General features: G+C 65.2%; 25 protein-coding genes. 10 read left to right on the forward strand and 15 right to left on the reverse strand.

Features of this window, described 5'->3' with window-relative positions; translation table 11 throughout:
- Positions 1-70: 70 nt before the first annotated feature.
- Complete coding sequence (locus ACP15I_RS21160; RefSeq protein ID WP_424976574.1) at positions 71-730, forward strand: ribonuclease T2 family protein; 660 nt, start codon at positions 71-73, stop codon at positions 728-730.
- 186 nt (positions 731-916) lie between these two features.
- Entirely contained in the window at positions 917-1594 is a 678-nt protein-coding gene (locus ACP15I_RS21165; RefSeq protein ID WP_424976575.1) for a VPLPA-CTERM sorting domain-containing protein, read from the forward strand.
- A gap of 38 nt (positions 1595-1632) precedes the next feature.
- Here the strand turns inward: ACP15I_RS21165 and ACP15I_RS21170 are convergent, their stop codons facing one another.
- Both ACP15I_RS21170 and ACP15I_RS21175 read right to left on the reverse strand, forming a co-directional pair.
- Positions 1633-3180, reverse strand: a complete 1548-nt coding sequence (locus ACP15I_RS21170; RefSeq protein ID WP_424976576.1) for an AMP-binding protein — start codon at positions 3178-3180, stop codon at positions 1633-1635.
- Positions 3181-3238: 58 nt separating this feature from the next.
- A complete protein-coding gene (locus tag ACP15I_RS21175; RefSeq protein WP_424968706.1) occupies positions 3239-3844 on the reverse strand; it encodes a TetR/AcrR family transcriptional regulator in 606 nt (201 codons plus the stop codon).
- Positions 3845-4001: 157 nt separating this feature from the next.
- Between ACP15I_RS21175 and ACP15I_RS21180 the strand changes: the two genes are divergently transcribed.
- The gene (locus ACP15I_RS21180) at positions 4002-5168 is read left to right on the forward strand and encodes an efflux RND transporter periplasmic adaptor subunit (RefSeq protein ID WP_424976577.1); all 1167 of its coding nucleotides are present in this window, start codon (positions 4002-4004) and stop codon (positions 5166-5168) included.
- A gap of 3 nt (positions 5169-5171) precedes the next feature.
- Positions 5172-8303, forward strand: coding sequence for an efflux RND transporter permease subunit (locus ACP15I_RS21185; protein ID WP_424976578.1), 3132 nt, complete (start codon positions 5172-5174; stop codon positions 8301-8303).
- Positions 8304-8434: 131 nt separating this feature from the next.
- Here ACP15I_RS21185 and ACP15I_RS21190 read toward each other — a convergent pair whose 3' ends face one another.
- Positions 8435-9421: an NAD(P)H-quinone oxidoreductase gene (locus ACP15I_RS21190; RefSeq protein WP_424976579.1), complete on the reverse strand. Its 987-nt coding sequence runs from the start codon at positions 9419-9421 to the stop codon at positions 8435-8437.
- A gap of 10 nt (positions 9422-9431) precedes the next feature.
- Positions 9432-10130: a COQ9 family protein gene (locus ACP15I_RS21195; RefSeq protein WP_424968711.1), complete on the reverse strand. Its 699-nt coding sequence runs from the start codon at positions 10128-10130 to the stop codon at positions 9432-9434.
- A 125-nt stretch (positions 10131-10255) separates the two neighbouring features.
- Here ACP15I_RS21195 and rpsU point away from each other — a divergent pair, with 125 nt between their 5' ends.
- The gene (gene rpsU, locus ACP15I_RS21200) at positions 10256-10462 is read left to right on the forward strand and encodes a 30S ribosomal protein S21 (RefSeq protein ID WP_012176928.1); all 207 of its coding nucleotides are present in this window, start codon (positions 10256-10258) and stop codon (positions 10460-10462) included.
- A 78-nt stretch (positions 10463-10540) separates the two neighbouring features.
- Here rpsU and ACP15I_RS21205 read toward each other — a convergent pair whose 3' ends face one another.
- Positions 10541-11104 carry a tetratricopeptide repeat protein gene (locus tag ACP15I_RS21205; protein WP_424976580.1) on the reverse strand — a complete coding sequence of 188 codons (564 nt, stop codon included), beginning with the start codon at positions 11102-11104 and terminating at the stop codon, positions 10541-10543.
- 201 nt (positions 11105-11305) lie between these two features.
- Positions 11306-11767, reverse strand: a complete 462-nt coding sequence (locus ACP15I_RS21210; RefSeq protein ID WP_424976581.1) for an Lrp/AsnC family transcriptional regulator — start codon at positions 11765-11767, stop codon at positions 11306-11308.
- Positions 11768-11910: 143 nt separating this feature from the next.
- Here ACP15I_RS21210 and ald point away from each other — a divergent pair, with 143 nt between their 5' ends.
- Positions 11911-13026, forward strand: coding sequence for an alanine dehydrogenase (gene ald / locus ACP15I_RS21215; protein WP_424976582.1), 1116 nt, complete (start codon positions 11911-11913; stop codon positions 13024-13026).
- Positions 13027-13083: 57 nt separating this feature from the next.
- Here ald and ACP15I_RS21220 read toward each other — a convergent pair whose 3' ends face one another.
- Genes ACP15I_RS21220 through mscL form a run of 3 tightly spaced genes read right to left on the reverse strand, consistent with a single transcriptional unit; the run spans position 13084 to position 15663 of the window.
- Positions 13084-14211: an acyltransferase family protein gene (locus tag ACP15I_RS21220; protein WP_424976583.1), complete on the reverse strand. Its 1128-nt coding sequence runs from the start codon at positions 14209-14211 to the stop codon at positions 13084-13086.
- Between the two features lie 20 nt (positions 14212-14231).
- A complete protein-coding gene (locus ACP15I_RS21225; RefSeq protein WP_424976584.1) occupies positions 14232-15209 on the reverse strand; it encodes a sterol desaturase family protein in 978 nt (325 codons plus the stop codon).
- 58 nt (positions 15210-15267) lie between these two features.
- Positions 15268-15663, reverse strand: a complete 396-nt coding sequence (gene mscL, locus ACP15I_RS21230; RefSeq protein WP_424968718.1) for a large-conductance mechanosensitive channel protein MscL — start codon at positions 15661-15663, stop codon at positions 15268-15270.
- A 146-nt stretch (positions 15664-15809) separates the two neighbouring features.
- Here mscL and ACP15I_RS21235 point away from each other — a divergent pair, with 146 nt between their 5' ends.
- Both ACP15I_RS21235 and ACP15I_RS21240 read left to right on the forward strand, forming a co-directional pair.
- On the forward strand, positions 15810-16508 hold the full coding sequence (locus ACP15I_RS21235; RefSeq protein ID WP_424976585.1) for a glutathione S-transferase family protein: 699 nt from the start codon (positions 15810-15812) through the stop codon (positions 16506-16508).
- Positions 16505-17275 (forward strand): aspartate dehydrogenase, encoded by a 771-nt coding sequence (locus tag ACP15I_RS21240; RefSeq protein WP_424976586.1) that lies wholly within the window; start codon positions 16505-16507, stop codon positions 17273-17275. Before ACP15I_RS21235 ends, ACP15I_RS21240 begins: the two co-directional genes overlap by 4 nt.
- A gap of 4 nt (positions 17276-17279) precedes the next feature.
- Here the strand turns inward: ACP15I_RS21240 and ACP15I_RS21245 are convergent, their stop codons facing one another.
- A complete protein-coding gene (locus ACP15I_RS21245; protein ID WP_424976587.1) occupies positions 17280-17750 on the reverse strand; it encodes a YtoQ family protein in 471 nt (156 codons plus the stop codon).
- A gap of 117 nt (positions 17751-17867) precedes the next feature.
- On the reverse strand, positions 17868-20264 hold the full coding sequence (gene pheT / locus ACP15I_RS21250; protein WP_424976588.1) for a phenylalanine--tRNA ligase subunit beta: 2397 nt from the start codon (positions 20262-20264) through the stop codon (positions 17868-17870).
- 197 nt (positions 20265-20461) lie between these two features.
- On the opposite strand from pheT, the gene ACP15I_RS21255 reads away from it, so the two are divergent.
- The gene (locus ACP15I_RS21255) at positions 20462-20638 is read left to right on the forward strand and encodes a hypothetical protein (RefSeq protein WP_424968724.1); all 177 of its coding nucleotides are present in this window, start codon (positions 20462-20464) and stop codon (positions 20636-20638) included.
- Here the strand turns inward: ACP15I_RS21255 and ACP15I_RS21260 are convergent.
- Entirely contained in the window at positions 20635-20841 is a 207-nt protein-coding gene (locus tag ACP15I_RS21260) for a phenylalanyl-tRNA synthetase subunit beta (RefSeq protein WP_424976589.1), read from the reverse strand. The two genes, ACP15I_RS21255 and ACP15I_RS21260, sit on opposite strands and share 4 nt — an antisense overlap.
- A gap of 130 nt (positions 20842-20971) precedes the next feature.
- Between ACP15I_RS21260 and ACP15I_RS21265 the strand changes: the two genes are divergently transcribed.
- A complete protein-coding gene (locus ACP15I_RS21265) occupies positions 20972-21307 on the forward strand; it encodes a helix-turn-helix domain-containing protein (RefSeq protein ID WP_424976590.1) in 336 nt (111 codons plus the stop codon).
- A 53-nt stretch (positions 21308-21360) separates the two neighbouring features.
- Here ACP15I_RS21265 and pheS read toward each other — a convergent pair whose 3' ends face one another.
- The 3 genes from pheS to rplT all read right to left on the reverse strand — a co-directional run bounded on the left by pheS (position 21361) and on the right by rplT (position 24161).
- Positions 21361-22434, reverse strand: a complete 1074-nt coding sequence (gene pheS / locus ACP15I_RS21270) for a phenylalanine--tRNA ligase subunit alpha (RefSeq protein WP_424968726.1) — start codon at positions 22432-22434, stop codon at positions 21361-21363.
- A 63-nt stretch (positions 22435-22497) separates the two neighbouring features.
- Positions 22498-23571: a Hint domain-containing protein gene (locus tag ACP15I_RS21275; protein WP_424976591.1), complete on the reverse strand. Its 1074-nt coding sequence runs from the start codon at positions 23569-23571 to the stop codon at positions 22498-22500.
- 224 nt (positions 23572-23795) lie between these two features.
- On the reverse strand, positions 23796-24161 hold the full coding sequence (rplT, locus tag ACP15I_RS21280) for a 50S ribosomal protein L20 (protein WP_424968728.1): 366 nt from the start codon (positions 24159-24161) through the stop codon (positions 23796-23798).
- Positions 24162-24167 lie beyond the last annotated feature (6 nt).

Below are 24167 nucleotides of genomic sequence, written 5' to 3' on the forward strand. Positions count from 1 at the left end.
GGTGCAGGTTCTCGCTTTGGGGGAACTTGCCGGGTATATAGTCTGGGAACCATTCTGAGGGAAGCCCGAAATGCGCCCATGCCCCCGCATAGTAACGCTTTGGATCGGTCTGTTGCTGGCCGCACTCGGTCCCGGACAGGCGCATGCGGATGGCGAAAAAGCCGGGGCGTTCGACTATTACGTCCTTGCGCTGAGCTGGTCGCCCAACTGGTGCCTGCGCGAAGGCGATGCCCGCGAGGCGGCGGAATGCGCCCCGGGCGCGGCGCGGGGCTGGACCCTGCACGGGCTCTGGCCGCAATACGAGCGCGGCTGGCCGAGCTATTGCCGGACCTCCGCGCGGGACCCGTCCCGGCGCATGACCGGAGATATGGTCGACATCATGGGATCGAGCGGTCTCGCCTGGCACCAGTGGAAGAAGCACGGGCGGTGCTCGGGCCTCTCGGCGGAGGGGTATTTCGACGCCTCGCGCAAGGCTTATGGCCAGATCACCCGCCCCGAGATCCTCCGCAAACTTGATCGCGAGGTCGCCCTGCCGGCCGCTGTGGTCGAAGAGGCCTTCCTGCGCGAAAACCCCGACCTGCAGCCGGATATGATCACCATCACCTGCCGCGACCGCCGCATTCAGGAAGCGCGGATTTGCCTGACCCGGGACCTGTCACTGCGGCGCTGCGGAGCGGATGTTTTGCGCGAATGTCAGCTCGACGACGCATTGTTCGCACCACTGAGATAATCGACCCTATTGCAGCAGTTTTGGCTCCGATTCGGCTTTTTGCGCCAAATCGGCTCATGTTAATGTCAAGATTTCGCTCAAAATTTCACTAAAATCGCGGGACTTTGCCGATTTTCTGTTCAGTTTATGAAAATCATGTTAAAATCGGGCCTTGTAGACCCTGTGAGTATAAGAGGTGCCCCACTCATGTTTCGTAGTTCCCTCGTCGGCGCTTGTGTCGCAGCCGCCGCGCTCTGCGCGCCACTCGCCGCCGCAGCAACCACCTATTCCATTACCGGCATTGTCCAGACGATCGGCACGGCCGATCCCTATCCGAACGGGTTCGGCAGCTCGGTGTTCCACGACCAAACAGCGGGGCAGATGTCCGGCGGCGTGCTCGACACGCCCAGCCTCGCGATACCGTCGCCGCTTGGCCTCAACACCTGGGACAGCGTGACCGGCGATATCGGGTTCAGCTTCGACCTCGCGGGCGGCGGGGGCGGGACGGCCTCGGGCACGCTCGACCTGACCGGCACCGCGACGAGCTCCATCGGATATCAGAGCCTGGCCGGAAGCCTCGACTTCTCGTTCAGCGCTGACAGCATGTTCGGCGCGACGACCCAGACCTTCGTCTTCGCGGACACGTTCCATAACCCCGAAGCCAACGGCACCGATCTGACCCAGATCAGCCTATGGGGCGATCTGGGCAACTACAATCAGGCGGATTGCGCCACGGGCGGATCGATCACCTGCCTGGGCATCGATCTGCGCCTGTCGATCAAGGAACAGGACCCGCTGGTCATCCCACCGGTTCCGCTGCCTGCGCCGGCACTCCTGCTGCTTGCCGGTCTCGGCGGTCTGGGGCTCATGCGCCGCAAGGCCTGACCCCGCAGACCGACCCCACAGGTCGCGGCGGAGCCTGGTTACCCCTCCGCTGCGACCTGATCCCGCAACAGCCGCCGCAGGATCTTGCCAGAGGCTGATTTCGGCACAGCCTCGACAAAGATCACTTTCGCCAATTGCTTGTAATGGGCCAGATGGGCCGCGCCATGGGCGATCACCGCCTCGGCGTCCAGATCGTCGCGGGTTCTGACCACAAAGGCGATGGGCCGCTCGCCCGCCTCGTCATCCGGCACGCCGATCACCGCAGCATCGCTGATCCCGTCATGGGTCAGCAGCACAGCCTCCAGCTCAGCAGGCGCCACCTGAAACCCCTTCACCTTGATCAGCTCTTTCACCCGGTCGGTGATGAAGAGATTGCCCGCATCGTCAAACCGGCCAAGATCGCCGGTCCGCAACCAGCCCCCGTCGGCCATGGTCTCAGCCGTGGCGTCGGGCCGGTTGAGATAGCCGAGCATCACCTGCGGCCCCCGCACCCATAGCTCGCCCTCCTCCGCGTCCTGACCGGTCTCGGGCTCCACGATCCGGCATTCGGTCCGGCCAACGATCTGGCCGACCGAGCCGGTCACATTCCGCCCCTGCGGCGTGATATGGGACACCGGGCTCATCTCGGTCATGCCATAGGCCTGCACCATCTCGCAGCCCAACCGCGCCGCCACCGCGTCGGCGACATCCCCACCCAGCGGCGCGGCACCGGACACGATGTATTCCAGGCTCGACAGGTCGTACTGATCCACCAGCGGGTGTTTGGCCAGCGCCAGAGCGACCGGGGGCGCGATATAGAGCTGCCGGGGCTTGTGGGTCTGGCAGAGCGACAGGAACTGCTCCAGATCGAAGCGCGGCATGGTCACCACCACAGCTCCCTGCGCCAGATAGAGGTTCATCAGAACCGTCATCCCATAGATGTGAAAGAACGGCAGGAACCCGAGGGTCACATCACCCGGCCGGATTTCGATGACGTCCAGACATTGATCGACATTCACCACCAGATTGCGATGGCTCAGCATCACCCCCTTGGGCAGGCCCGTCGTCCCCGAGGAATAGGGCAGCACGACAGGATACGTCTCCAGATCCACGGGCACCTGCTGCGCCAGCGGCGGGCCGAACAGCGCCTCGAGCCCGCCGGGCCCCGCGACCCCGATCATCACGATCTCAGAGACATCGGCAGCCTGAGCCGCCGCCTGTGCGAGCTCGGCAAAGGGCGGCACGGTGATGAGCATTTTCGCGCCGCTGTCGCCCAGCTGATGGGCGGCCTCCTCGGCGGTGTAGGTGGGGTTGAGCGTGGTGACCGTCGCCCCGGCAAAGGCCACCCCGTGAAAGGCGGTCGCGTAATCCGGCGTGTTAGGGGCCATGATGGCAATCACGTCGCCGGGGCCGATGCCCCGCGCCTGCAACCCGCCCGCAAAGGCACGGATCCGCGCCTCAAGCTGGGTGCCGGTCATGATCGCGCCGCTGGGCCCGTCAATCAGCGCCGGATTGTCCCCCGAAATGGCTAGCCCTTCGAACAGGGCCTCGGTGATCGAGACATCGCGCAAGGGCGTGTCACGGTAGCCGCTTTTGTAGATCGTCATGGTGTCTCCTCCCGCGTCGAGCCTAGCAGGCTTTGACGCCGAAGCGAGTACCTTCCGCTCAACGCCCGGTCAGCAGCCGGCGCGTGGCATCCGCCACCAGATCCTCGACCGGGGTCTGCATCTTGGCAAACTCTGCCTTGCCGTCGATCCGCAGGAAAGACATGCCATGGACAAAGGTCCAGAGCGGGAAAGACGCCTTCAGAACGTCCTCGTCCACCTCGGTCTTGCCGAGATAAGCCGCGACCTGCAGCAACAGGCCCGCATAGCAGTCTTGCCCGGCCTCCTCGAGGTCGTCGCGCTTGTAGTCTTCGGAAAACATCACCCGGAACACCCCGGGATGGGCCTCGGCGAAATCCACATAGGCGACACCCGAGGCGATGATCCCCTCGACAGAACCATGCGGGAAGGGTGCCGCCGCCGCATGCAGCGCGGCGGTCATCTGCGTCATCCCTTCGAGGATCACCGCCGCCAGCATATCCGTCTTGTCGGAAAAATGCCGATAGGGCGCCGCGGTCGAGACCCCGGCCCGGCGGCAGGCCTCGGAGACCGAGAAGCCTTCGGGGCCCTTTTCCTCGACCAGTTCCCGAGTCGCGGTGACAAGCTGCTGGCGGAGATCGCCGTGATGGTACCCCGCCTTTCCCGTCACTTTCGTTGCCTGTTTCACGAGCGAACTGCCTTGTTTTCCAAGCGCCTTCGCGCTTGTGCCCGGTCTGCGCCGCGCATGGGAAGAATTAATGTTAGACTTTCTAACACTCGCGCCCTACATAGGACGGATGTAAGACCTTCTAACTTCTTTGTCGCCCATCTGCAAGGAACCCGCCATGGCCATCACCGCCCCGCCCGCCTCCAACGACGCACCCCGCCCGTCCCTTCTGCGCCGCACCCTGCGACGCCTGGGGATCCTGACCGGCACGGGCCTGACCATCGCGCTGGCCGTGGGACTGGTGGTGAGCGGCTCTGGGTTGATCGCGGCACGGGCAGCCGGGGACAGCACGCCGGTGCAGGACCCGGTGCTGCCGGTCGAGGTCGCACCGCTGGTGGTGCAGGACAGCTACGCGGTCACCGCCGCCTTTACCGGGCAGGTTGAGGCCGCCCGCAGCGCGGATTTGGGATTTGAGACCGGCGGCACTCTGGCGGAGGTGCTGGTGGATGAGGGCGACCGGGTGGTCACGGGCGACGTGCTGGCACGGCTCGACATTCGCAGCCTGCAGGCAGAGCGGGCCGCCCAGAGCGCCGCCCGGGACGCCGCCATTGCCCGCCGGGATCTCGCCAAGCTGACCGCCGAGCGGCAGAAACGGCTGGCCGCCTCGGATTTCTCCTCGACCCAGCGCGCGGATGAGGCCCGCTTCCGGCTTGCCGAAGCCGAGGCGGAGATCGCCCAGCTCGACGCGGCCCTGCTGACCATCGACATCGCCCTGACGAAATCCGAGATCACCGCACCCTTCCCGGGCACGGTGTCGGACCGGCTGCGGGACGAGGGCGCGCGCCTTGGCAGCGGCACGCCGGTGCTGCGGCTGGAGGAAACCGATGCGCCCCATCTGCGCGTCGGCCTGCCCGATGCTCTGGCCAGCGCCCTGCCCCCGCAGACCGAAGTCACTGTGACCCTGCCCCGGGGCACCGGCACGGCGCGGCTGGACCGGTTGCGCCCGGATCTCGACCCGGCGACCCGGACCCGCGCCGTGCTCTTTACCCTCGACCAGCCTGCGCCCTCGGGCACGCTGGTCTCGCTGGAGCTTGCCCGCGAGGTGCCCGGAACCGGAGCCTGGGTTCCGCTCTCGGCGCTGAGCGAGGGGATCCAGGGCCTCTGGACGCTCTACCTGCTGGATGACAGCAACACCCTGCGTCGGGAATCGGTCGAGGTTCTGCACGCCACGGGCAGCCGGGCCTTTGTCGCCGGAACCTTCCCCCATGGCGCGCGCTATGTGCCTGCGGGCGCCCACCGCGTGGCCCCCGGCCAGCGCGTGACCCCCATAGCGGCGGAGGGCTGAGCCATGTTCACCCTCCCCTTTCGCAACCCGCGACTGGTGATCCTTGCGCTGCTGGTGATCATCTCGGCCGGGGCCTCGGCCTTCCTGTCCCTCGGACGGCAGGAAGACCCGACCATCACCAACCTCAACGCCACCATCACGACCCTCTACCCGGGGGCCGAGCCCAGCCGGATCGAGGCGCTGATCTCGCAGCCCCTCGAGGAGGAGATGCGCACCCTAGCGGATATGAACACGATCTCCTCCACCTCGGCCACGGGGATCTCGGTGATCAGCCTCGAGCTGAACGAGACCACGGACCCCGCCAAGATCGAAGAGATCTGGTCCAAGGCCCGCGACGGCGTCACAGATGTCGCCCGCACCTTCCCCGGCGGCGCATTGCCGCCGGAATTCGATAGCGACGGAATCGCCGCCTTTGGCGCGATCTTTGCGGTCAAGCCCAGCGCCGAGCCCGCCAACCCCGCGGTCCTCGCCCGCACCGCCGAGGAATTGGCCGAACGCCTGCGCAATGTGCCCGGCACCAAAAGCGTCGAGAGCTTCGGCACCCCCGAAGAAGAGGTCCTCGTCACTCTGGATCCGGCCCGGATCGCCGCCCTCGGACTGACGCCAGAGGCCATCTCGGGCGCGGTGCAGCGCGCCGACGCCAAGGTCCAGTCCGGGCGGCTGGTCAGTGGCAGCACCGACATCCTGCTCGACGTGCAGGGCGATATCGAGGCGCTGGACCGCCTGCGCCAGATCGTGCTGGTCACCGGCGCCGAAGGACAGGTGACCCGGCTGGGCGACGTGGCCGAAATCTCGCGCACGCCGCGCACGCCCGCTGCGGCCCTCGCACTGGTTGATGGCCAGGACGCCGTGCTTCTTGGCGTGCAGGCCAATGAAGGGCTGCAGATCGATGTCTGGATGGGCTGGGTGCAGGAGGAGGTCGCGGATTTTGAAACGCTCCTGCCGAATTCCCTCGTGGTCGAACAACTCTTCGATCAGGCCGTCTATACGGCGGACCGGCTGACCGAGGTCGCCGTGAACATGGCCATCGGCGTTGGCCTCGTGGTGCTGGTGCTGCTGGTGACGCTCGGAGTGCGGGCAGCACTGATCGTGGCCGCAGTCCTGCCCCTGGTGAGCCTCGCGACGATTGCCTCGATGAACTTCATCGGCCTGCCGATCCACCAGATGAGCGTGACCGGCCTGATCGTGGCGCTGGGGCTGCTGGTCGATGCGGCGATCGTGATGACCGACGACATTCGCCAACGCCTCGCCAAGGGGGCCACCCGGCTAGAGGCCGTGGATACGGCGATCCGCCGTCTGGCCGCGCCGCTTCTGGCCTCGACCGTGACCACGGCGCTGAGCTTCGTGCCGATGATCCTGCTGCCCGGCGGGGCGGGGGATTTCGTTGGCGCAATTGCGATTGCCGTGGTGCTGATGCTGGTCTGGTCCTTCATCATCGCCCTGACCATCACCCCGGCCCTTGCGGGCTGGCTCCTGCCCGAGGGCGGGCGGGGCGCGGGGCTGCCCTCGGGGCTGCCGGGCCGGGTGTTCCACGCAAGCCTGCGCTGGTCCGTGCACAACCCGATCCGGTCGGTCGCGCTCGCGCTGGTCCTGCCAGTGATGGGCTTTGTCAGCTTTCCCACCCTGACGGCGCAGTTCTTCCCGGGCGTGGATCGCGACCAGTTTCATATCGAAGTGGATCTGGCCAAGGGCACGGCCCTGTCCGAGACCCATGACCTGGTCGAGGCGATGGATGCCGAGCTGCGCGCCACGGACGGGATCACCCGAGTTGCCTGGACCCTCGGGGAAAGCGCGCCCGCCTTCTATTACAATATCGTAGGCTCCCGCCAGAGCGAGCCGAGCTTTGCCCAGGCGCTGATCACCACGCGATCGCCGGATGATACGGCCGCGCTTCTGGAGCCGTTGCAAACCCGCCTGACCGAAGCCTATCCCGAGGCCCGTATCCTCGTGCGCGGCCTGATACAGGGCCCGCCCGTGGATGCCCCGGTGGAGTTTCGGCTCGAGGGCCCAACGCTTGAGGTGCTGCGCGCCGAGGGGGAACGGCTGCGCGCCATTCTGCTGGGTGTCGAAGGGATCACGACCGTGCGCGCGAGCTACGAAGGCGGCGCGCCCAAGGTTCAGGTCGATGTGGATGAGGCCGCAGCCCAGCTCGCCGGGCTCAGCCTCGCCGATGTCGCGCGCCAGTTGCAGACAGGCCTTGATGGCGTGACCGGCGGGTCCCTGATCGAGGCATCAGAACAGCTCCCCGTGAGGGTGCAGCTGGGGGCGGGAACGCGGGACGATCTGGAGCGGATTTCACAGATGCTCATCGTACCACCACCGGGGACCGGCCGTCAGAGCCAGACCCTGCCCGCGTTCCCCCTATCCGCCATCGCAGAAATCGCGCTCGTGCCCTCGGACAGCCCCATCGCGCGGCGCGACGGGACACGGGTGAACACGGTGCAGGCCTTCATCGCGCCCGATCTGTTGCCACAAGAGGCGCTGGTCCGCGCGCAGGCGGCCATCGATGCGGCCGGGTTCGCCCTTCCGGCCGGGTACGACCTCGCGATTGGCGGGGACGCGGATGCACGCAACGACACGGTGAACCGGCTGATGGCGCCGCTTGGCCTGATCGTGACCCTGTCGCTTGCAACGATCGTGCTGACCTTCGGCTCCTTCCGGCTTTCGGCGGTGACCATGGTGGTGGCCGTGCTGTCCGCCGGGCTCAGCATCCTGTCCCTGGCGGTGTTCCAATACCCGTTCGGCATCACGGCGATCATCGGGGTGATCGGCTCCATCGGGGTGTCCATCAACGCAGCGATCATCATCCTGACCGGTTTGCAACAGGATAAAGCGGCGGCGGCCGGGGATCGCGACGCCATGGCTCAAGTCGTGATGAACGGCTCGCGCCATATCCTGTCGACGACGCTGACCACCTTCGGGGGGTTCCTGCCGCTGATCCTTGCCGGCGGAGGGTTCTGGCCGCCTTTCGCCATGGCGGTGGCCGGAGGGGTGCTGCTGTCGACCGTGGTGAGCTTCTATTTTACCCCACCGCTCTTCGCCCTCATCCGCCCCCGGAGATCCAGGGCGGCCTCGGGGGCCGAGGCCGCGGACGCGCCCAGCGGGTCCGTCGCGCTCAAGATCGCAGCCGAATGACCGCAAGCGTCCGGCCCGCGACCTCACCGTCGCGGGCCGCGCGGGCTCTCACGCGGCACCGGATCTCTTAAGTCTCCAAATATCCCCGCCGGAGGCTCCGCCCCCCACCATAGGCGCCTCCGCCCGCCGGATCAGACCGACAGCACGATCTTTCCGATATGGGCCGAGCTTTCCATCCGCGCATGCGCCTGCTCGGCATCCTCCAGCGTGAAGGTGCTGTCCATCACCACCTTGATGCGCCCCGAGGACAAAAGCGGCCAGACCTCCCGCTCCAGATCCTCGGCGATCCGGGCCTTTGCCAGATCCGACTGAGGTCTCAGGGTCGACCCGGTGATCGTCAGCCGCCGCATCATCAGCGGCGCAAAGTTCACCGCCATCTTCGGCCCCTGCAGAAACGCGATCTGCACGAGGCGGCCATCCTCAGCCAGGCTCTTGAGGTTGCGGAGGATGTAGTCGCCGCCGACCATATCGAGGATCACATCCGCGCCCCCCTCGGCCTTGAGGATTGGCACGAAATCCTCCTCGCGATAGTTGATCGCGCGCTCTGCCCCGAGCTCGGTGCAGGCCGCGCATTTCTCCGCCGAGCCGGCGGTGGCAAAGACCCGGGCCCCGCGGGCATGGGCCAGCTGGATCGCCACGGTCCCGATGCCGGACGAGCCGCCATGGACCAGAAACCGCTCACCCCCGACCAAACCGCCGCGTGTCACCACATTGGACCAGACCGTGTAATGGTTTTCACAGAGCGCTGCCGCCTGATCCATGGGCATGCCCTCAGGGATCGGCAGGGCGTGGGCGGCAGGGCACACCACGTATTCCGCATACCCACCGCCCGGGGTCAGCGCGCAGACCGCATCGCCCTCGGCCCAGCGCGCCACATCCGGGCCCGTGGCCACGACCGTACCCGAAACCTCCAGCCCCGGCAGATCGCTCGCCGTCGGGGGCGGCGCATAGCTGCCCGCACGCTGCAACGCGTCGGGGCGGTTCACCCCGGCAAAAGCCACCTTGATCAGGATCTGACCAGCCCCGGGCACGGGCACGGGCCGCTCACAGGGGCGCAGAACCTCGGGTCCGCCGGGTTCCGTGATCTCTACGGCGCGCATCGTCTGGGGCAGGTCCATGAGGGTCGTCCTATTTCGGCCGGTAGGATCCGGGAAGATCCGCGCGGGGCAGTTTCGAGGGCGGCTTGATCTGGCTCAGCACCCAGTTGGGGCCGCTCATCAGACCGCGCAGCAGCGGGTTCTTGTTCACGGCCCCTTTGACCTCTTCGATTTTCATCACATCGTCAATCCGGCGGTCAAGGAAGGCCCAGGTGGCCGCATCCCCTTCGGAGCTGTCCCCCAGCCAGTAGAGCACCGTCGCGCCATAGACCCCGGCCAGCGTCGCGCGCTTGGAGTACCAGTTGAAATCATTGGAACTGTCCCCAAGGGTGTCCCAGATCAGATCGCAGGTCCCCCAGATCGCCTTCGCCCCATCCGCCGCGTATTGCGGCAGCGCAAAGAGGGTCGTGCCCCGGCGCACGGCCTCCTTGTCGTCTACCGCCTCGAGACGATAGCGCACGGCCGCCGCGACCTTGTCGCGAAACCGCAACCCGTCCAGCGGCTCGCGCCGGAGACGGGCGACCATTTCGGCATCCCCCCGGGCATGAAATGCCAGCGCCAGGTCCACATGGCGGCGGGGGTAAAGACTCTCGGCCAGACCGGGCTCAACCCCGGCATCGGCGCAGGCCGCCTCGAAGGTCGCAGGCGACCAGCCATCGAACGCCACATGGATCAGCGCGGCATCGAGCAGCGCGTCACGCAATTCCGGGGTGGTACGGGTATCGGTCATCAGGGTCTCCAACGGCGGCGGATCAACGGGCGATCAGGCATGCTGGACATCTAGCCCAGCCCTTGCTATACGGCCACCTCCTGCAATCTGACGCAACACAAACTTAGGAAGGTGGTGACAACCACATGCAGGTCAGCGTACGCGACAACAACGTCGATCAGGCACTGCGGGCTCTCAAGAAGAAGCTGCAGCGCGAGGGTGTGTTTCGGGAAATGAAGCTCAAGCAACATTACGAAAAGCCCTCCGAGAAGAAAGCACGCGAGAAGGCCGAGGCCATTCGCCGTGCCCGTAAACTCGCACGCAAGAAAGCCCAGCGCGAAGGGGGGCTCTAAGCCCAACTCGCTCAGCTTTCGCTGAAAACGACGACCCCCGAGGCCTTGCCCGGGGGTTTGTTGTTTTTCAGGGGCCGCTCAGAAGAGATGCGGCGCGTATTTCCAGGCATCCGCATCGGGCGTGACACTGTCGAGATCGTAATCATTGTCGATCAGATGCTGTGCCGAGGGCTCGCCCAGCTCGGCGGCCCGTGCAATCACCCGACGCCCCTCGGCCTCGTCGCGGGGCACACCACGCCCCCGCAGGAGATCGAGCCCGTAATTGAACATGGCGACCTCGCTGCCAAGCTCGGCGGCGCGGCGATCCCACTCGGCGGCGGCTTGCGGGTTCTCGGGCCCGGCAAGCCCGTTATCCTCCATCCAGCTGAGCCAGGTCATGCCCTGCACATTGCCCCGCGCGGCACTGTCCTCGAACAGCGCGCGGGCCTCCTCATGCAGGCCGGCCTTGGCTGCGCCATAGCCGAGCGCACTGTCCATAGGGGTGGCCTCGCCGATCTTGAGCCGGGCCAGCGCGCCGCGCAGGGACAGCTCCTCGGGGTTATGGGTGCCATGATCCTCGATCATCATCTCGCGCGGGGTCGGTTGATCAGCAAGGGCAGCACTGCCCAGGCAAAGCAAAGCGGTCAATAAGACTGTGCGCATATAGTCCTCCAGTTTTGATGCCGCCATTGGATCGGCAATGGGCGCGCAATGCGTGAGCGCTTTGCAAGAAACTGTCAGGAAAATGCAAAATCCACCGGGTCGGGTCGGTTTCGGGTCGGTCTCGCCCGGCGCATCCTACCTGAGACCAGGCCGTGGACGGACCAGGGATGGGGCGCCGACCGTTCAGCCCCCGCAGAAGCTCTAGAGCGGGAGCGCCGTCGTCTTGAACACGGTGCGCAGGGCAAAGCTGGACTGGATCTGTGCGACGCCGGGCAAAGTGGCCAAACGGCTGCGATGGAGCGCGGCAAAGGCCTCCGTATCCTGCGCCACGACCTTCAGAAGGTAGTCCGCCTTGCCCGCCATCAGATGGCATTCCAGCACCTCCGGCACGGTTTGCACCGCCTTTTCAAAGGCCGCGAGGACCTCATCGGCCTGCCCCGACAGGGTCACTTCGACAAATACGGTCGTCTTGCGATCCACGGCAGGGGGATCCAGCAACGCGACATAGTCCCGGATCACACCCGCTGCCTCCATTCGGGCCACACGGCGATGACAGGCCGAGGGCGACAGATGCGCCAGATCAGAGAGCTCCGCATTGGACATACGCCCGGAGGTCTGAAGGGCCGCGAGGATTCGGAGATCCTTGTCGTCAAGGACAGTCATCTTGCAAAATTTTCCCAGAATTTTCGTAATTGCGCAACATTCTATCACATCGGAACGGTTTCACACATCACTTTTCAAAGCATTCCCGGACAAACCGTGACAGCTTCGGTCCATCGCGTTCACATCTCACGAGGGAGGCTCTCATGCGCATCGGTTGCCCGACAGAAATCAAACCCCAGGAATATCGCGTCGGTCTGACGCCCGCCGCCGCCGCCGAGGCCATCGCCCATGGCCATGAGGTCGTCGTGCAGGCCGGTGCCGGTGTTGGCGCAGGCTTCGACGATACCGATTACGTGGCCGCGGGCGCTGCGATCCTCGACACAGCCGCCGAGATCTTCGCAACCGCGGATATGATCGTGAAAGTGAAAGAGCCTCAGGCCATCGAGCGCGCCATGCTGCGCGAGGGTCAGGTCCTCTTCACCTATCTCCACCTGGCACCCGATCCCGACCAGACCCGTGACCTGCTGGCCTCCGGCGTGACCGCCATCGCCTACGAGACCGTGACCGCGCCGGACGGCACGCTGCCGCTGCTCGCGCCGATGTCCGAAGTGGCCGGTCGTCTCGCCCCGCAGGTGGGGGCCTGGACCCTGCAGAAGGCCAATGGGGGCCGCGGTGTTCTGATGGGCGGCGTGCCCGGGGTTGGCGCGGCCGAAGTGGTCGTAATCGGCGGCGGGGTCGTGGGAACCCATGCCGCGCGCGTGGCCGCCGGGATGGGCGCGAAAGTGACCGTTCTTGACCGCTCGCTCACGCGTCTGCGCTACCTCGACGAGGTGCATGGCCGCACGTTTGCGAACCGCTACGCCTCCTCCGCCGCGACGGCCGAACTGGTGGCCAGCGCCGATATGGTGATCGGCGCGGTGCTGGTGCCCGGGGCCGCGGCCCCCAAGCTCGTCAGCCGTGCGCAGCTCGGCAGCATGAAGCCCGGGGCGGCCATCGTCGATGTCGCCATCGATCAGGGCGGCTGCTTCGAGACCTCGCGCGCAACCACCCACCAGGATCCGATCTATGATGTGGACGGGATCATGCATTACTGCGTGGCGAACATGCCCGGCGCCGTGGCCCGGACCTCGACCATCGCGCTCGGCAACGCGACCCTGCCCTACATGCTCGACATTGCCGACAAGGGCTGGCGCGCGGCCATCGCCGCCGACCCCCACCTGCGGGCCGGTCTGAACGTGCATGCGGGCAAGCTGACCTACCGCGCCGTGGGCGAAGCGCTCGGCCTTCCGGTCACCGAAGCGGAACTGCTCGCCGCTTGAGCCCACGCTTGCCGCGGCAACGAACCAAGAACGGGCGGTGCAGACCCTGCGCCGCCCTTATTCCATCTCAAGCTTGGCCGCCGCCGCCCCCGGCGAGAGGCGCTGCCAGACACCGATGAGCCAGCCCCGTTGCCAGGCAAGCGGGCGCTCGAACATGCGGGCAAAGGCGAAGCAGATGGTCAGCGTTAGCCCGAACATCCACAGATCATGACCCGGCAGGTCATTCGGCAGGACCGCGTCGAGCAAATGCAGGCTCGGATAATGCACCACATAGATCGAAAAACTGCCGCCAGCGATCCAGCGAATGGCGCGCGCATGGGCGGTCTGCTCTAGACTGGGGCGCCGGGACGCCAATCCGTAGACCCCCCAAAGATGCAGCGCGATGCAGCTCGCGAGCACAAAGCTCCAAAGCGCCTCGTCCGAATAGCCCAGCACAAGATGATGGTTGAACGGTGCGAGCGCCTCTGCCGTTCGTTGGGATAACAGGTCCGGCAGGCCCGAGATCTTCAGCACCAGCGCGCAAACCGGGCCTCCAATCGCGCAAAGCCAGGCCATACTGAGGGATGGGGCAGCCTTCTGGTCCATCCGCCACCATACCAGGACGCCGAGCCACCAGCACGGCAACAGCGCGAGAATCGGAAGTCCAGCGAGAAGACCCAGCAAAAGCACGAGGATCACCCGCACCAGCCCGTGCAGAAACACGCAAGTGGCGAACAGCATGTAAAAGGCAACCTCATAACTGAGGGACCACAAAGGGCCATTGCTGCCGAGCCGCAAACGCGGCCAGAGCCCTTGCCATTCGCTCGTCACGGTGAGCCCGCGCAACAGCATATCAGCGCCGGAGACAGGCTCAAAAAACGGGGCCTGATAGGCAGCGGGATCGACCCAGCGCCCCAGGGCATCGAAAACCACCGTCAGCAGCAAGGCCGGGATCAGGACCCCATAGATGCGCGTGACCCGCTTGAAGGCAAACCGCCCGAGACTGCCGTCACGCGCCGCCGCCGCGGCGATCACAAGGCCCGAAAGCACGAAAAAAACGATCACCGCGTCGCTCGCCACGTTCCACTCGCGCAGGACATAGTAATCGCCCCGGGTGAACCGGAGATGCGCCATATGCCCCAAGAGCACCGTCAGCGCCGCGCCCGCGCGCAACAGATCCAGCCAGAGAGAGAACCCCGGCGTCATACCCCCCGGTGCAGGACTGGTCACGGATCCAATGCCTGTCTCGAGGCTTCGGGAGATTTCTCCCGCAGCACGGCGAAGCTGTTGCGGAAAGGCCCGACCAACGCTGCGCCGAGCGTCCGATGTGGTTGCGGAATGGGAGTACCGTCAGCCTCCGAGATCCCGAAAGTGAGATCCTCCTGCCGTTCGGGGATGTAGAGCGTGCCAAAGGCCCAGTCCCACAGGGCGAAGATCGATCCGTAATTCCTGTCGTGATGCTCGACAGCCATGGAGTGGTGGATCTGATGCTGCGCCGGAGAGATGAACACATGCTCCATCACGCGCCCATAGCTCAGCCAGATATGGCTGTGCCGCAGGTTCGCCCCCAGGGCGTTGAACACCACGTAGAGCGCATTCGCCCCGCCAATGGTCACGATATCGATCCGCCCGAGCAGAACGATCAGCACAACCGCCTGCACCAGCCCCACGATCAATGTCATCAGCAGGTTGCGCAGCAATGTCTCCACCGGATGCGCGCGCATCACGGTGAGCGGCGTCAGCACCTCGGCTGAATGATGAACCGCATGGAACGGCCAGAGGATCGGCCATTCATGGTGCCATCGATGCGCCCAATACTTGCAGAAATCCGAAGCCATCACGATGATCACGGTGGCGGCCAGCACGCGAAGCCAGCTTTCGGGCGGCGGCGCATAGCCAGCAAAATCCGCCCACAGGCTGAGCACCCCGCTCGCCACCAGTGGCGGAAAGAACAACGCCCCGGCCAAACCAGAAACATCGACCAGCCGATTGGTAAAAAACAGCTTGATATCCAGAAGGTTGGAGCGGTGACGATAGACCTTGGCCGGCAAGAGCCATGCCAGAAAGCCCCCCGGTCGCCCACGCCAGAGCCAGATCGACGCCGCCAGACATAGCGTGCAGCCAAGATACACCAGCGATATCCGCAGGTTCATATTGAACGGCGCCGCCAGCAAGTCCCGAATATACGCGTAAACCAGATCCATCACACCTGTCCTTGCGACAAGCATGATGGAGAGAGATTTCTATCGGGTTAGCGCCGCCTCAGGACTTGGCGAGCGCATCCCGGATCTGCATCAGCAGCTCTTTTTCCGTGGGGCCCGGGTCCTCGGCGGGGGCCTCCTCCTTGGGCTCTTCCGCCATGGTTTTCACCCGGTTCACCATCTTCACAAGAAGAAACACGACCCAGGCAATGATCAGAAAATTGATCACGGCCATGATGAAGTTGCCATAGGCGAAGATGGCCGCCTCTTCACCCTCGGTCAGGGCGATCCCGAGCCCGGAGAAATCCAAACCTCCGGTAAACAGGCTGATAATCGGGTTAATAAGGTCCTGAACCAGTGATGTGACAATGGCCGTGAAGGCCGCGCCGATAATGATCCCGACGGCCATGTCCATGACATTGCCCTTGGCGATAAATTCCTTGAACTCGTTGAGCATTGCGCAAAGCTCTCCTTGAATACTCTTGACCCAGACACGGCCCCTGCATGGGTGCACATGGTCTGCGCGGCGAGGTTAACAGCCGGTCCCCTGTTTTCCTACTGCATCTGGCTTACCTGTGCAGAACAACGCCGAAGGAGCCCCCGATGACCGACCTCTCTGACTTTCCGATCACCCGAAAATGGCCCGCTGAAAACCCCGGGGTGCTGCAGCTCTACTCCTTCCCGACACCGAACGGGATCAAGGTCTCGATCGCGCTCGAAGAGCTCGGCCTGCCCTATGAGCCACATAAGGTGACCCTCTCGGACGCGGATGTGAAAAGCCCGGAGTTCCTCTCGCTCAACCCCAATAACAAGATCCCGGCCATCATCGATCCCGATGGCCCGGACGGCCCCGTCGCACTTTTCGAATCGGGAGCCATCCTGCTCTATCTCGGCGAGAAGACCGGCAAGCTGATCGGCAACAGCCCGGCAGAGAAAGCCGTGATCACGCAATGGCTGATGTTTCAGATGGGCGGGCTCGGGCCGATGCTGGGTCAGCTGGGCTATTTCGTGAAATTCGCAGGCAGCGAGATCGAGGACCCCCGCCCGCGAGAGCGCTACATCGCCGAGGCCAAACGGCTCCTCGCCGTTCTCGAAGGGGCTCTGGAGGGCAAGGACTGGATCGCAGGCACATATTCCATCGCCGATATCGCGATCGCTCCCTGGCTCCGCGCGCTCGAGTTTTACGGCACGCGCGAGCTTCTGGGCTGGTCCGAACACAAGAACCTCGTCGCCTATCTGGACCGGTTTCTCGCCCGCCCTGCCGTGCAGACCGGCCTCAACATTCCAGATCGCAACGGATGAGGATCGCCTTCATCGGGCTCGGCGCAATCAACCGCGCCGTCGCTGCCGGACTGAGGGAGGGCGCGCAGCCCGCCACCATGGCCGCGCTGACACGGCAGGGTGCGACCGCCCCAGAGGTTTCCGCCCTTGGCACCCTGGACGCACTGCGCGACTTCGCGCCGGATCTGGTGGTGGAGGCGGCAGGACATGCCGCCGCGCGCAGCTATGCCCCGGCCCTTCTCGCCGACGGGATGTCAGTCCTGCTTGCCTCTGTCGGCGCGCTCGCGGATCCCGAGACCGAGGACAGGTTTCGGGCCGCCCCGCAGAAGGGCGCGCAATTGCTGATCCCCGCAGGCGCGCTCGGCGGGCTGGACATGGTGGCCGCCTTGCCGAAATCCACCCTGCATTCGGTGACCTATACCGGGACCAAACCGCCCCGCGCCTGGGCCGGAAGCCCGGCAGCCGAAGGGCATGACCTGGAGGCCCTGACGCGCCCCAGGCTGCTGTTCGAGGGCACCGCCCGCGAGGCGGCGTTGCGGTTTCCCAAGAACGCCAATGTTGCCGCGACACTGGCGCTGGCCGGGCTGGGGTTTGACGAAACCGACGCGCGACTGATCGCGGACCCGGCTGCGACCGGCAACAGCCACGCCTATACCGTCGCATCCGAGGCGGCCGAGATGTCGTTCGCGGTGACCGCGAAACCCTCGGCAACGCCCGGAACTTCGGCAACCACCGCCTTCAGCCTGCTGCGCGCGATCCGGAACCGCGACGCAGCATTGGTGATCTGAACCCTTACTCGGCCGCCGCGGCGGTCCCTGCAGGCAAAGCCCCGGTCAGCACATAGCGCAACACTTCGACGACCTGCGCCGGGGTCTCAGCCACGGCCAGAGCCGCTGCATGAACCTCTTTCAAGGCGTGCTGATGCTCTGGCGGGTTCAGAACAATGATCGATTTGCCCAGCGCCGCCGCGTAGCCCGCATCGAAGGCCGCGTTCCACTGCTTGTACTTCTCACCAAACCGCACCACGACGATATCCGCATCGGCGATGCCTTTGCGGGTGCGGATCGCGTTGACCATCGCGCCCTTGTGGTCATGCCAGTATTTGTTCGGCTCCGCCCCGAGGATGGCGACACCGCAATCATCGCTCGCCGCGTGATCGGTCACCGGCGCGTTGAAACTTACATCAAGCCCCGCCGCCCCATCGACGATCTGCTCGCGCCAATCCGTGTGGATCTCACCCGAAAGATAAATGTTCAGCCCCATGGCACCCTCCGTTCGCAGGAACGGGGGCACCCCGCCCCCATCTTAAGTCAGGAAATATCCCCGCCGGAGACAAGATCAACCGCTCAGGCCACGCGCCGCACGCAGCAGCGCGCGAGATCAGCCGCGCAGAACCCCGCCCGTGGCCTTTTCGACCTTGGCAATGATCTTGGCCGCGACGGCCTCGATATCCTTCTCGGTCAGGGTCGCATCCTTCGGCTGCAGCCGCACGGTGATCGCGAGCGACTTCTTCCCCTCGCCCAACGCCCCACCGATGAACTCGTCAAAGACGCGCACCTCTTCGATCAGCGCCTTGTCCGCTCCTGCGGCCGCGTTGGTCAGGTTCAGCGCCTCAACGCCCGCATCCACGACAAAGGCAAAGTCCCGCTCCACCGCCTGCAGGTCTTTGGCCTCCAAAGCCGGGCGGGTTGCGCTCGACTTGCGCGGCATCGGGATCTCGTCCGGCCAGATGGTGAAGCCCATGACCGGCCCCTTGAGGTCCAGCGCCGCAACGACCTTGGGGTGCAATTCGCCAAACACACCAAGGACCTTCTTGGGACCGAGGCAGATCTTGCCGTGCCGCCCGGGATGCCACCATTCCTGCGCCCCGCGCAGAATCTGCACCTTGGCGGGCGCGCCAATCGCGGCCAGCACGGCCTCCGCATCGGCCTTCACGTCATAGATATCGACCGGCCGGCTCTCGCCGCGCACATCCTTGGGCCCCGTGCGCCCGACCAGCAGGCCCGAGATCAGCGTATGCTGCTCGCCCGGCTCGCCGCCATGAAAGGCCGGGCCGACCTCGAACAGGGCCAGATCCATCATGCCCCGCGCCTGGTTGCGCGCCGCCGCCTGCATCAGCCCGGGCAGAAGCGCGGGCCGCATATGGCTCATCTCGGAACTGATCGGGTTCTCAAGCTCCGTGGCCTCGGTGCCCCCCCCGAACAGTGCCGCGGTCGGCTGATCGATGAAGGAATAGGTCACGCATTCATTGTAGCCGAGCCCCGCAGCCATGCGGCGCGCCATGGCCTGCCGCCGCTGGCCCGGGGTCACCACGGGCTTGGGCACGCCGGTCTCCGAGCGCGGCAAGGGCCGCCCTTCGAGCTTGGTCAAGGATGCGATCCGCGCGACTTCCTCGACCAGATCCGCCTCGCCCATCACATCCGGGCGCCAGCTCGGCACATGGGCCATGTCGCCCTCAAGCGTGAAGCCCAGCGCCTCCAGCGTCGCGCGCTGGGTCTCGGGCGCGATCTCCATACCCACAAGGCTCTGCACCCGGTCAGTATCGAGCTTATAGGCCCGGCTCACATCCGGCATCGCCCCCGCCATGACCACGTCCGAGGCCTCCCCGCCGCAGAGATCGAGGATCATCCGCGTCGCGTGTTCCATGCCCGTGGGGGTCCAGGCCGGGTCGATCCCGCGCTCGAACCGATAGCGCGCGTCCGAATTGATCTTCAGCGCGCGCCCCGTATAGGCGGTCCGGATCGGGTCGAAATAGGCCGCCTCGACAAAGACATTCACGGTCTCATCGGTACAGCCCGAGGCCAGCCCGCCCATGATCCCGCCAAGGCTCTCGACGCCGTTCTCATCCGAGATCGCGGTCATACCGGGTTCGAGCACATACTCCTTCTCGTCGAGACCGGTGAAGGTCTCGCCACCCTTGGCCGCATGGACCCGCAGCCCCCCCTTGACCTTGTCTGCATCGAAGACATGCAGGGGCCGGTTGCGGTCATAGGTGAAGAAATTGGTGATATCCACGAGGGTCGAGATCGGGCGCAAGCCGATGGCCCGCAGGGCCGCCTGCAGCCAGTCCGGCGAGGGGCCGTTTTTCACACCGCGGATCAGGCGGCCATAGAAGACCGGCGCCGCGCCAAGGGCGTCTTCGTCGATGCTGACCGAGATCGGACAGGGGAAGCTGCCTTGCACAGGGTCCGTATCGCGCGCCTTCATCGTCCCGAGCCCGCGCGCCGCGAGGTCGAGCGCGATGCCCCGCACGCCCAGAGCGTCCGGACGGTTCGGCGTGATCGCAATCTCGATCACCGGATCGACGCGCGCGGGATCATGCGCCGCCAGCCAGTCCGGGAAGCTCTGGCCGATCTCGCCCTCGGGCAGCTCGATGATACCCGTATGCTCGTCCGACATCTCGAGCTCGCGCTCGGAGGCCATCATGCCATAGCTCTCGATCCCGCGGATCTTGCCAACGCCGATGGTCGTGTCGATGCCCGGCACATAGACCCCCGGGCGGGCCACGACGACGGTGATGCCCTCGCGCGCATTCGGCGCGCCGCAGATGATCTGGGTCGGGCCCTCGCCATACTCCACCTGACAAACCTTCAGCCGGTCGGCCTCGGGGTGTTTCTCGGCCGAGATCACCTTGCCCACGATAAACTCCGACAGCGTCGCGGCGGGGTTCTCGACCCCCTCCACCTCCAGCCCGAGATCGGTCAGGGCATAAAGGATGTCGTCAAGGGAGGCCTCGGTCTCGAGGTGATCCTTGAGCCAGGAAAGCGTGAATTTCATCGGGCCGGTCCTGCATGGGTAAAACGTCCCGCTGCTCTTATCCGAAGGGATGCGCGCGGGAAAGAGGCCGGGCCGAGAATTCCCCGCGCCAAGGGGCCCCATGCCGCGAGACAACCCGGCCCGTGCCACATTCCCGCCACGGGGCGTCGGTAGTTAACACCCAGTTAACGGCCAACCCCGCCCAGAGAGACATTCCCATGACGATCCCCACCGCACCCGTGCCCCGCGCCCTCCGGTTTGAAACGCTTGCCATGAGCGTGGCCTTTGTCCTGGTCCTCGGCCTGACGGCCGGGCTCCTGGGCGAGGCGCGCGCGGAGATGGGCGCGGAGCTCGACACCTCGCGCAAGTCCGAATGGACGGCACCGCTCAACTAGGGATCGCGGTCCTCACGCCGCTCCCGCGCCGCAAGCCAGCGCGACACGCCGTAGGCCGGCAGCAGGATCACCGCCCAGCCCAGCGCATTAAGCAGCGTCAGTCGCAGCTTCAGCTCCACGGGCCAGCCGTCCGAGGTCCAAAGCCCGATATGGGCGAGGATGATCAGGGTCATGAGCGCGCCAAGCGCAAGACGTGTTTTCATGTATGAGAAGTAGTGCAGCGGCGGGTGTGTGGAACCGCTCTTGCTCGGCGAGCATTTGCAGCCTGCAATCGCTGACAACAGACCATCTGCGCTGACTTGAACTGTTTTGGCCTCAATGAGAGGCTTCGGAATGAGCAAAAGACAACGACACACACTCGATGTATCCAAGCGCCCTTTCGCAGACATCGCTGCGCGGCTGAGATGGCACCGCGTGGAATTCGAGGGGTTGCAACAGGCCGAGTACGCAGCGAAGGCCGGCATCGGCCGGACTGCGCTCTCAAATTGGGAAACAGGCGACAAACGCGTGTCCATAGACGCTGCCATGAGACTACGACTTGTCTATGGCACATCTCTTGACTGGCTGTATTGCGGAGATGCTGAGAGCCTGCCTGCTTCGCTGCGGCGCGCTTGGCGAGACGCGGAGCATCCCGACCAAGGCCGCGATTGGCTTCGGCCACCACCCTGAGAGCGCCCGCCTTTGAGGAAGGGCGCTCCTATGCTGCAACATGCGTGAGATGATTAGCGGCTCAGGCCCGCATTGATCGTCGGCACGTCCAGCGCGCGGAAGCCGTAGTTCCGCAGCCAGCGCAGGTCCGAATCGAAGAAGGCGCGCAGGTCCGGGATGCCGTATTTCAGCATCGCGATCCGGTCGATCCCCATGCCGAAGGCAAAGCCCTGCCATTCCGCCGGGTCGATCCCGCCCGCCTCGAGCACTTTGGGATGCACCATGCCGGAGCCAAGGATCTCGAGCCAGTCATCGCCCTCGCCGACCTTGAGCTGACCACCCTCCCACGAGCAGCGGATATCGACCTCTGCCGAGGGCTCGGTGAAGGGGAAGTGCGAGGCGCGGAAGCGCAGCTCCACGTCGTCGACCTCGAAATAGCTGCGCACGAACTCCTCGAGCACCCATTTCAGGTTCGCCATGGAGATGTCGCGGTCGATCGCCAGCCCTTCGACCTGATGGAACATTGGCGTGTGGGTCTGGTCGTAGTCACAGCGATACACGCCGCCCGGGCAGATCACCCGCAGCGGGGCGCCCTGCTCCTGCATGGAACGGATCTGCACCGGCGAGGTATGGGTCCGCAGCACATGGGGCGGGCGGTCATCGCCCTCGGCGCGCTTCATGTAAAACGTGTCCATCTCGGCGCGGGCCGGGTGGTGGCCGGGGATGTTGAGCGCGTCGAAATTGTACCAATCGCTCTCGATCCGCGGCCCTTCGGCCACGGCGAAGCCCATATCGGCAAAGATCGCCGCAACTTCTTCGGAGACCTGGCTGATCGGATGCAGCGAGCCCGCAGGCCGCTGCCGCCCGGGCAGGGTCACGTCGAGCCATTCCGAGCGCAGCCGCTCATCCAGCGCCGCATCCGCAAGGGCGGCTTTCTTGGCCGCCAGCGCAGAGTTGATTTCATCCTTCAGGGCGTTGAGCGCGGGACCGGCGACCTGCCGCTCCTCGGGCGTCATCTTGCCCAGCTCGCGCATCTTGAGGCTGACCTCGCCTTTCTTGCCCACGGCGGCCACGCGCAAACTCTCCAGCGCCGACTCGTCCGCCGCCTCGGCAATCGCCGTTAGGTATTTCGCTTTGAGATCGTCCATGGTCTTTCGCCTCGTCCTGCGTCGCGCCCGGAGGTAGCGAGCCCGGAGGCCGAATGCAACCGCTCAGACCGCCCCGTCTTGCCGCAAAAGCTGCGCTTCATGGGCGCGGAGGGTCATCCGGGCGCTGTGACCATAGCTGGCCGCATCCGCGACAAGCCCCGGAAAGAGCCGCGACAGCTCGGCCCGGGCGGCGGGATCGAGCGTGTCCAGCGCTTGCTGTCCGGGATGAAAGCTCTCGGACCATGCGCCATTTGCGCAGACCAGCTGATGGGTGTCAAAGAGCAGGTGAATGTAGCGCACCATCCCCCCGGGCCAGCGCACCACACGGTCGCCATCCACCAGATGACGCGCGGCGACCAGCACCTCATCCCGCCCGGTCAGAAGCTCCGCCTGCCAACCGGTCAGCAGCATCCGATGCTGGGGCGACACCAGCAGCGGCCGGGTCAGTCCGAACATCCCCGCCGGGATCCGCACCGGGGTCAGCACCCCCGCCGCAGGCACGGTCCGCGCACTGACCCAACGCAGGGTCTGGATCCCGGCATCGCGGGTCCAGATGCGATCCCCGGGCACCAGATCCTCTACCGCGCGCGCGCCAAATTCCATGTCGATCATCGTGCCGGGCGTGAAACACACGCCGCTATCGCCTGCATTCACCGCCATGAAGACCGGCGTGGTCGGGTCGGGCTGGTTGAATTGTATGGAATAGGTCGACGCATTGGCACTGGTTGGCAGGGGAATGTTGGTGGACACGGCTCCGGCAGCCGCCCCTTCCACCGCCTCGATATTCTTGGTGCCGCCCCCGATGTCATAGAAGTCGATGACGTCACCACTGGACGTATCGGTCAGGGCAAAGGCCTCGGAATTGTACTTGCCGCCACCATCCGGATCCGTGAGCTGGATCCCAAACGCTTCCTGCGAGATCACATAGACATTCTCACCCGAGTCCGGGTCATAGGACACGCGCACATCTTCATGGTCGAGATCCACCTCCATCACCGAGGTGCCATTGTGATTGTAGAAACTGACCGTGAAATCGCCCGGATCCTCGGACGGATCGAGCGAAACCTCCAGAAACTCCGATACGCCGGATTTCTTGGCATAGGCGTTCGAGTAGTGCATTTCGCTGATACGCGCCACGGTTCGGGGATCTCCGCCTTGCTGCCTGTCTACCTGGCCGGGCCCCGCGTGACGGTCCTGTGTCGGGCTGCCCTGCCTTTGGCACTATCCTCGCCGCATTTAGGTAAACAAAAAGAGAACAAAACCGGATCCCATGCTCGGAAACCGAGATTTTCGCGCCCAGATGCGCACAAAAAAACCGCGCCTGAAAGGCGCGGTCTCGTGATCTCGAACGCTGCGGCCCGTTACGCGGGCAGCGCGGCTTTCGCCTGGTCCACGATCGCGTTGAACGCGTCGGGCTCATGCACGGCCAGATCGGCCAGAACCTTGCGGTCCACTTCGATCCCGGCCAGCGACAGGCCATTGATGAAGCGCGAATATGTCAGCGCCTCGTCATGGGCGCGCACGGCAGCATTGATCCGCTGGATCCACAGGGCGCGGAACTGACGCTTGCGGGCCTTGCGGTCGCGCGTGGCGTATTGGTTGGCCTTGTCAACCGCCTGACGGGCGACCTTGAAGGTGTTCTTGCGGCGACCGTAATAGCCTTTGGCGGCATCGGTGACCTTCTTGTGACGGGCGTGGGTGACGGTTCCACCTTTGGTACGGGACATATTCCG

This window comes from Dinoroseobacter sp. S124A, from assembly GCF_049801015.1.
Lineage (GTDB): Bacteria > Pseudomonadota > Alphaproteobacteria > Rhodobacterales > Rhodobacteraceae > Dinoroseobacter.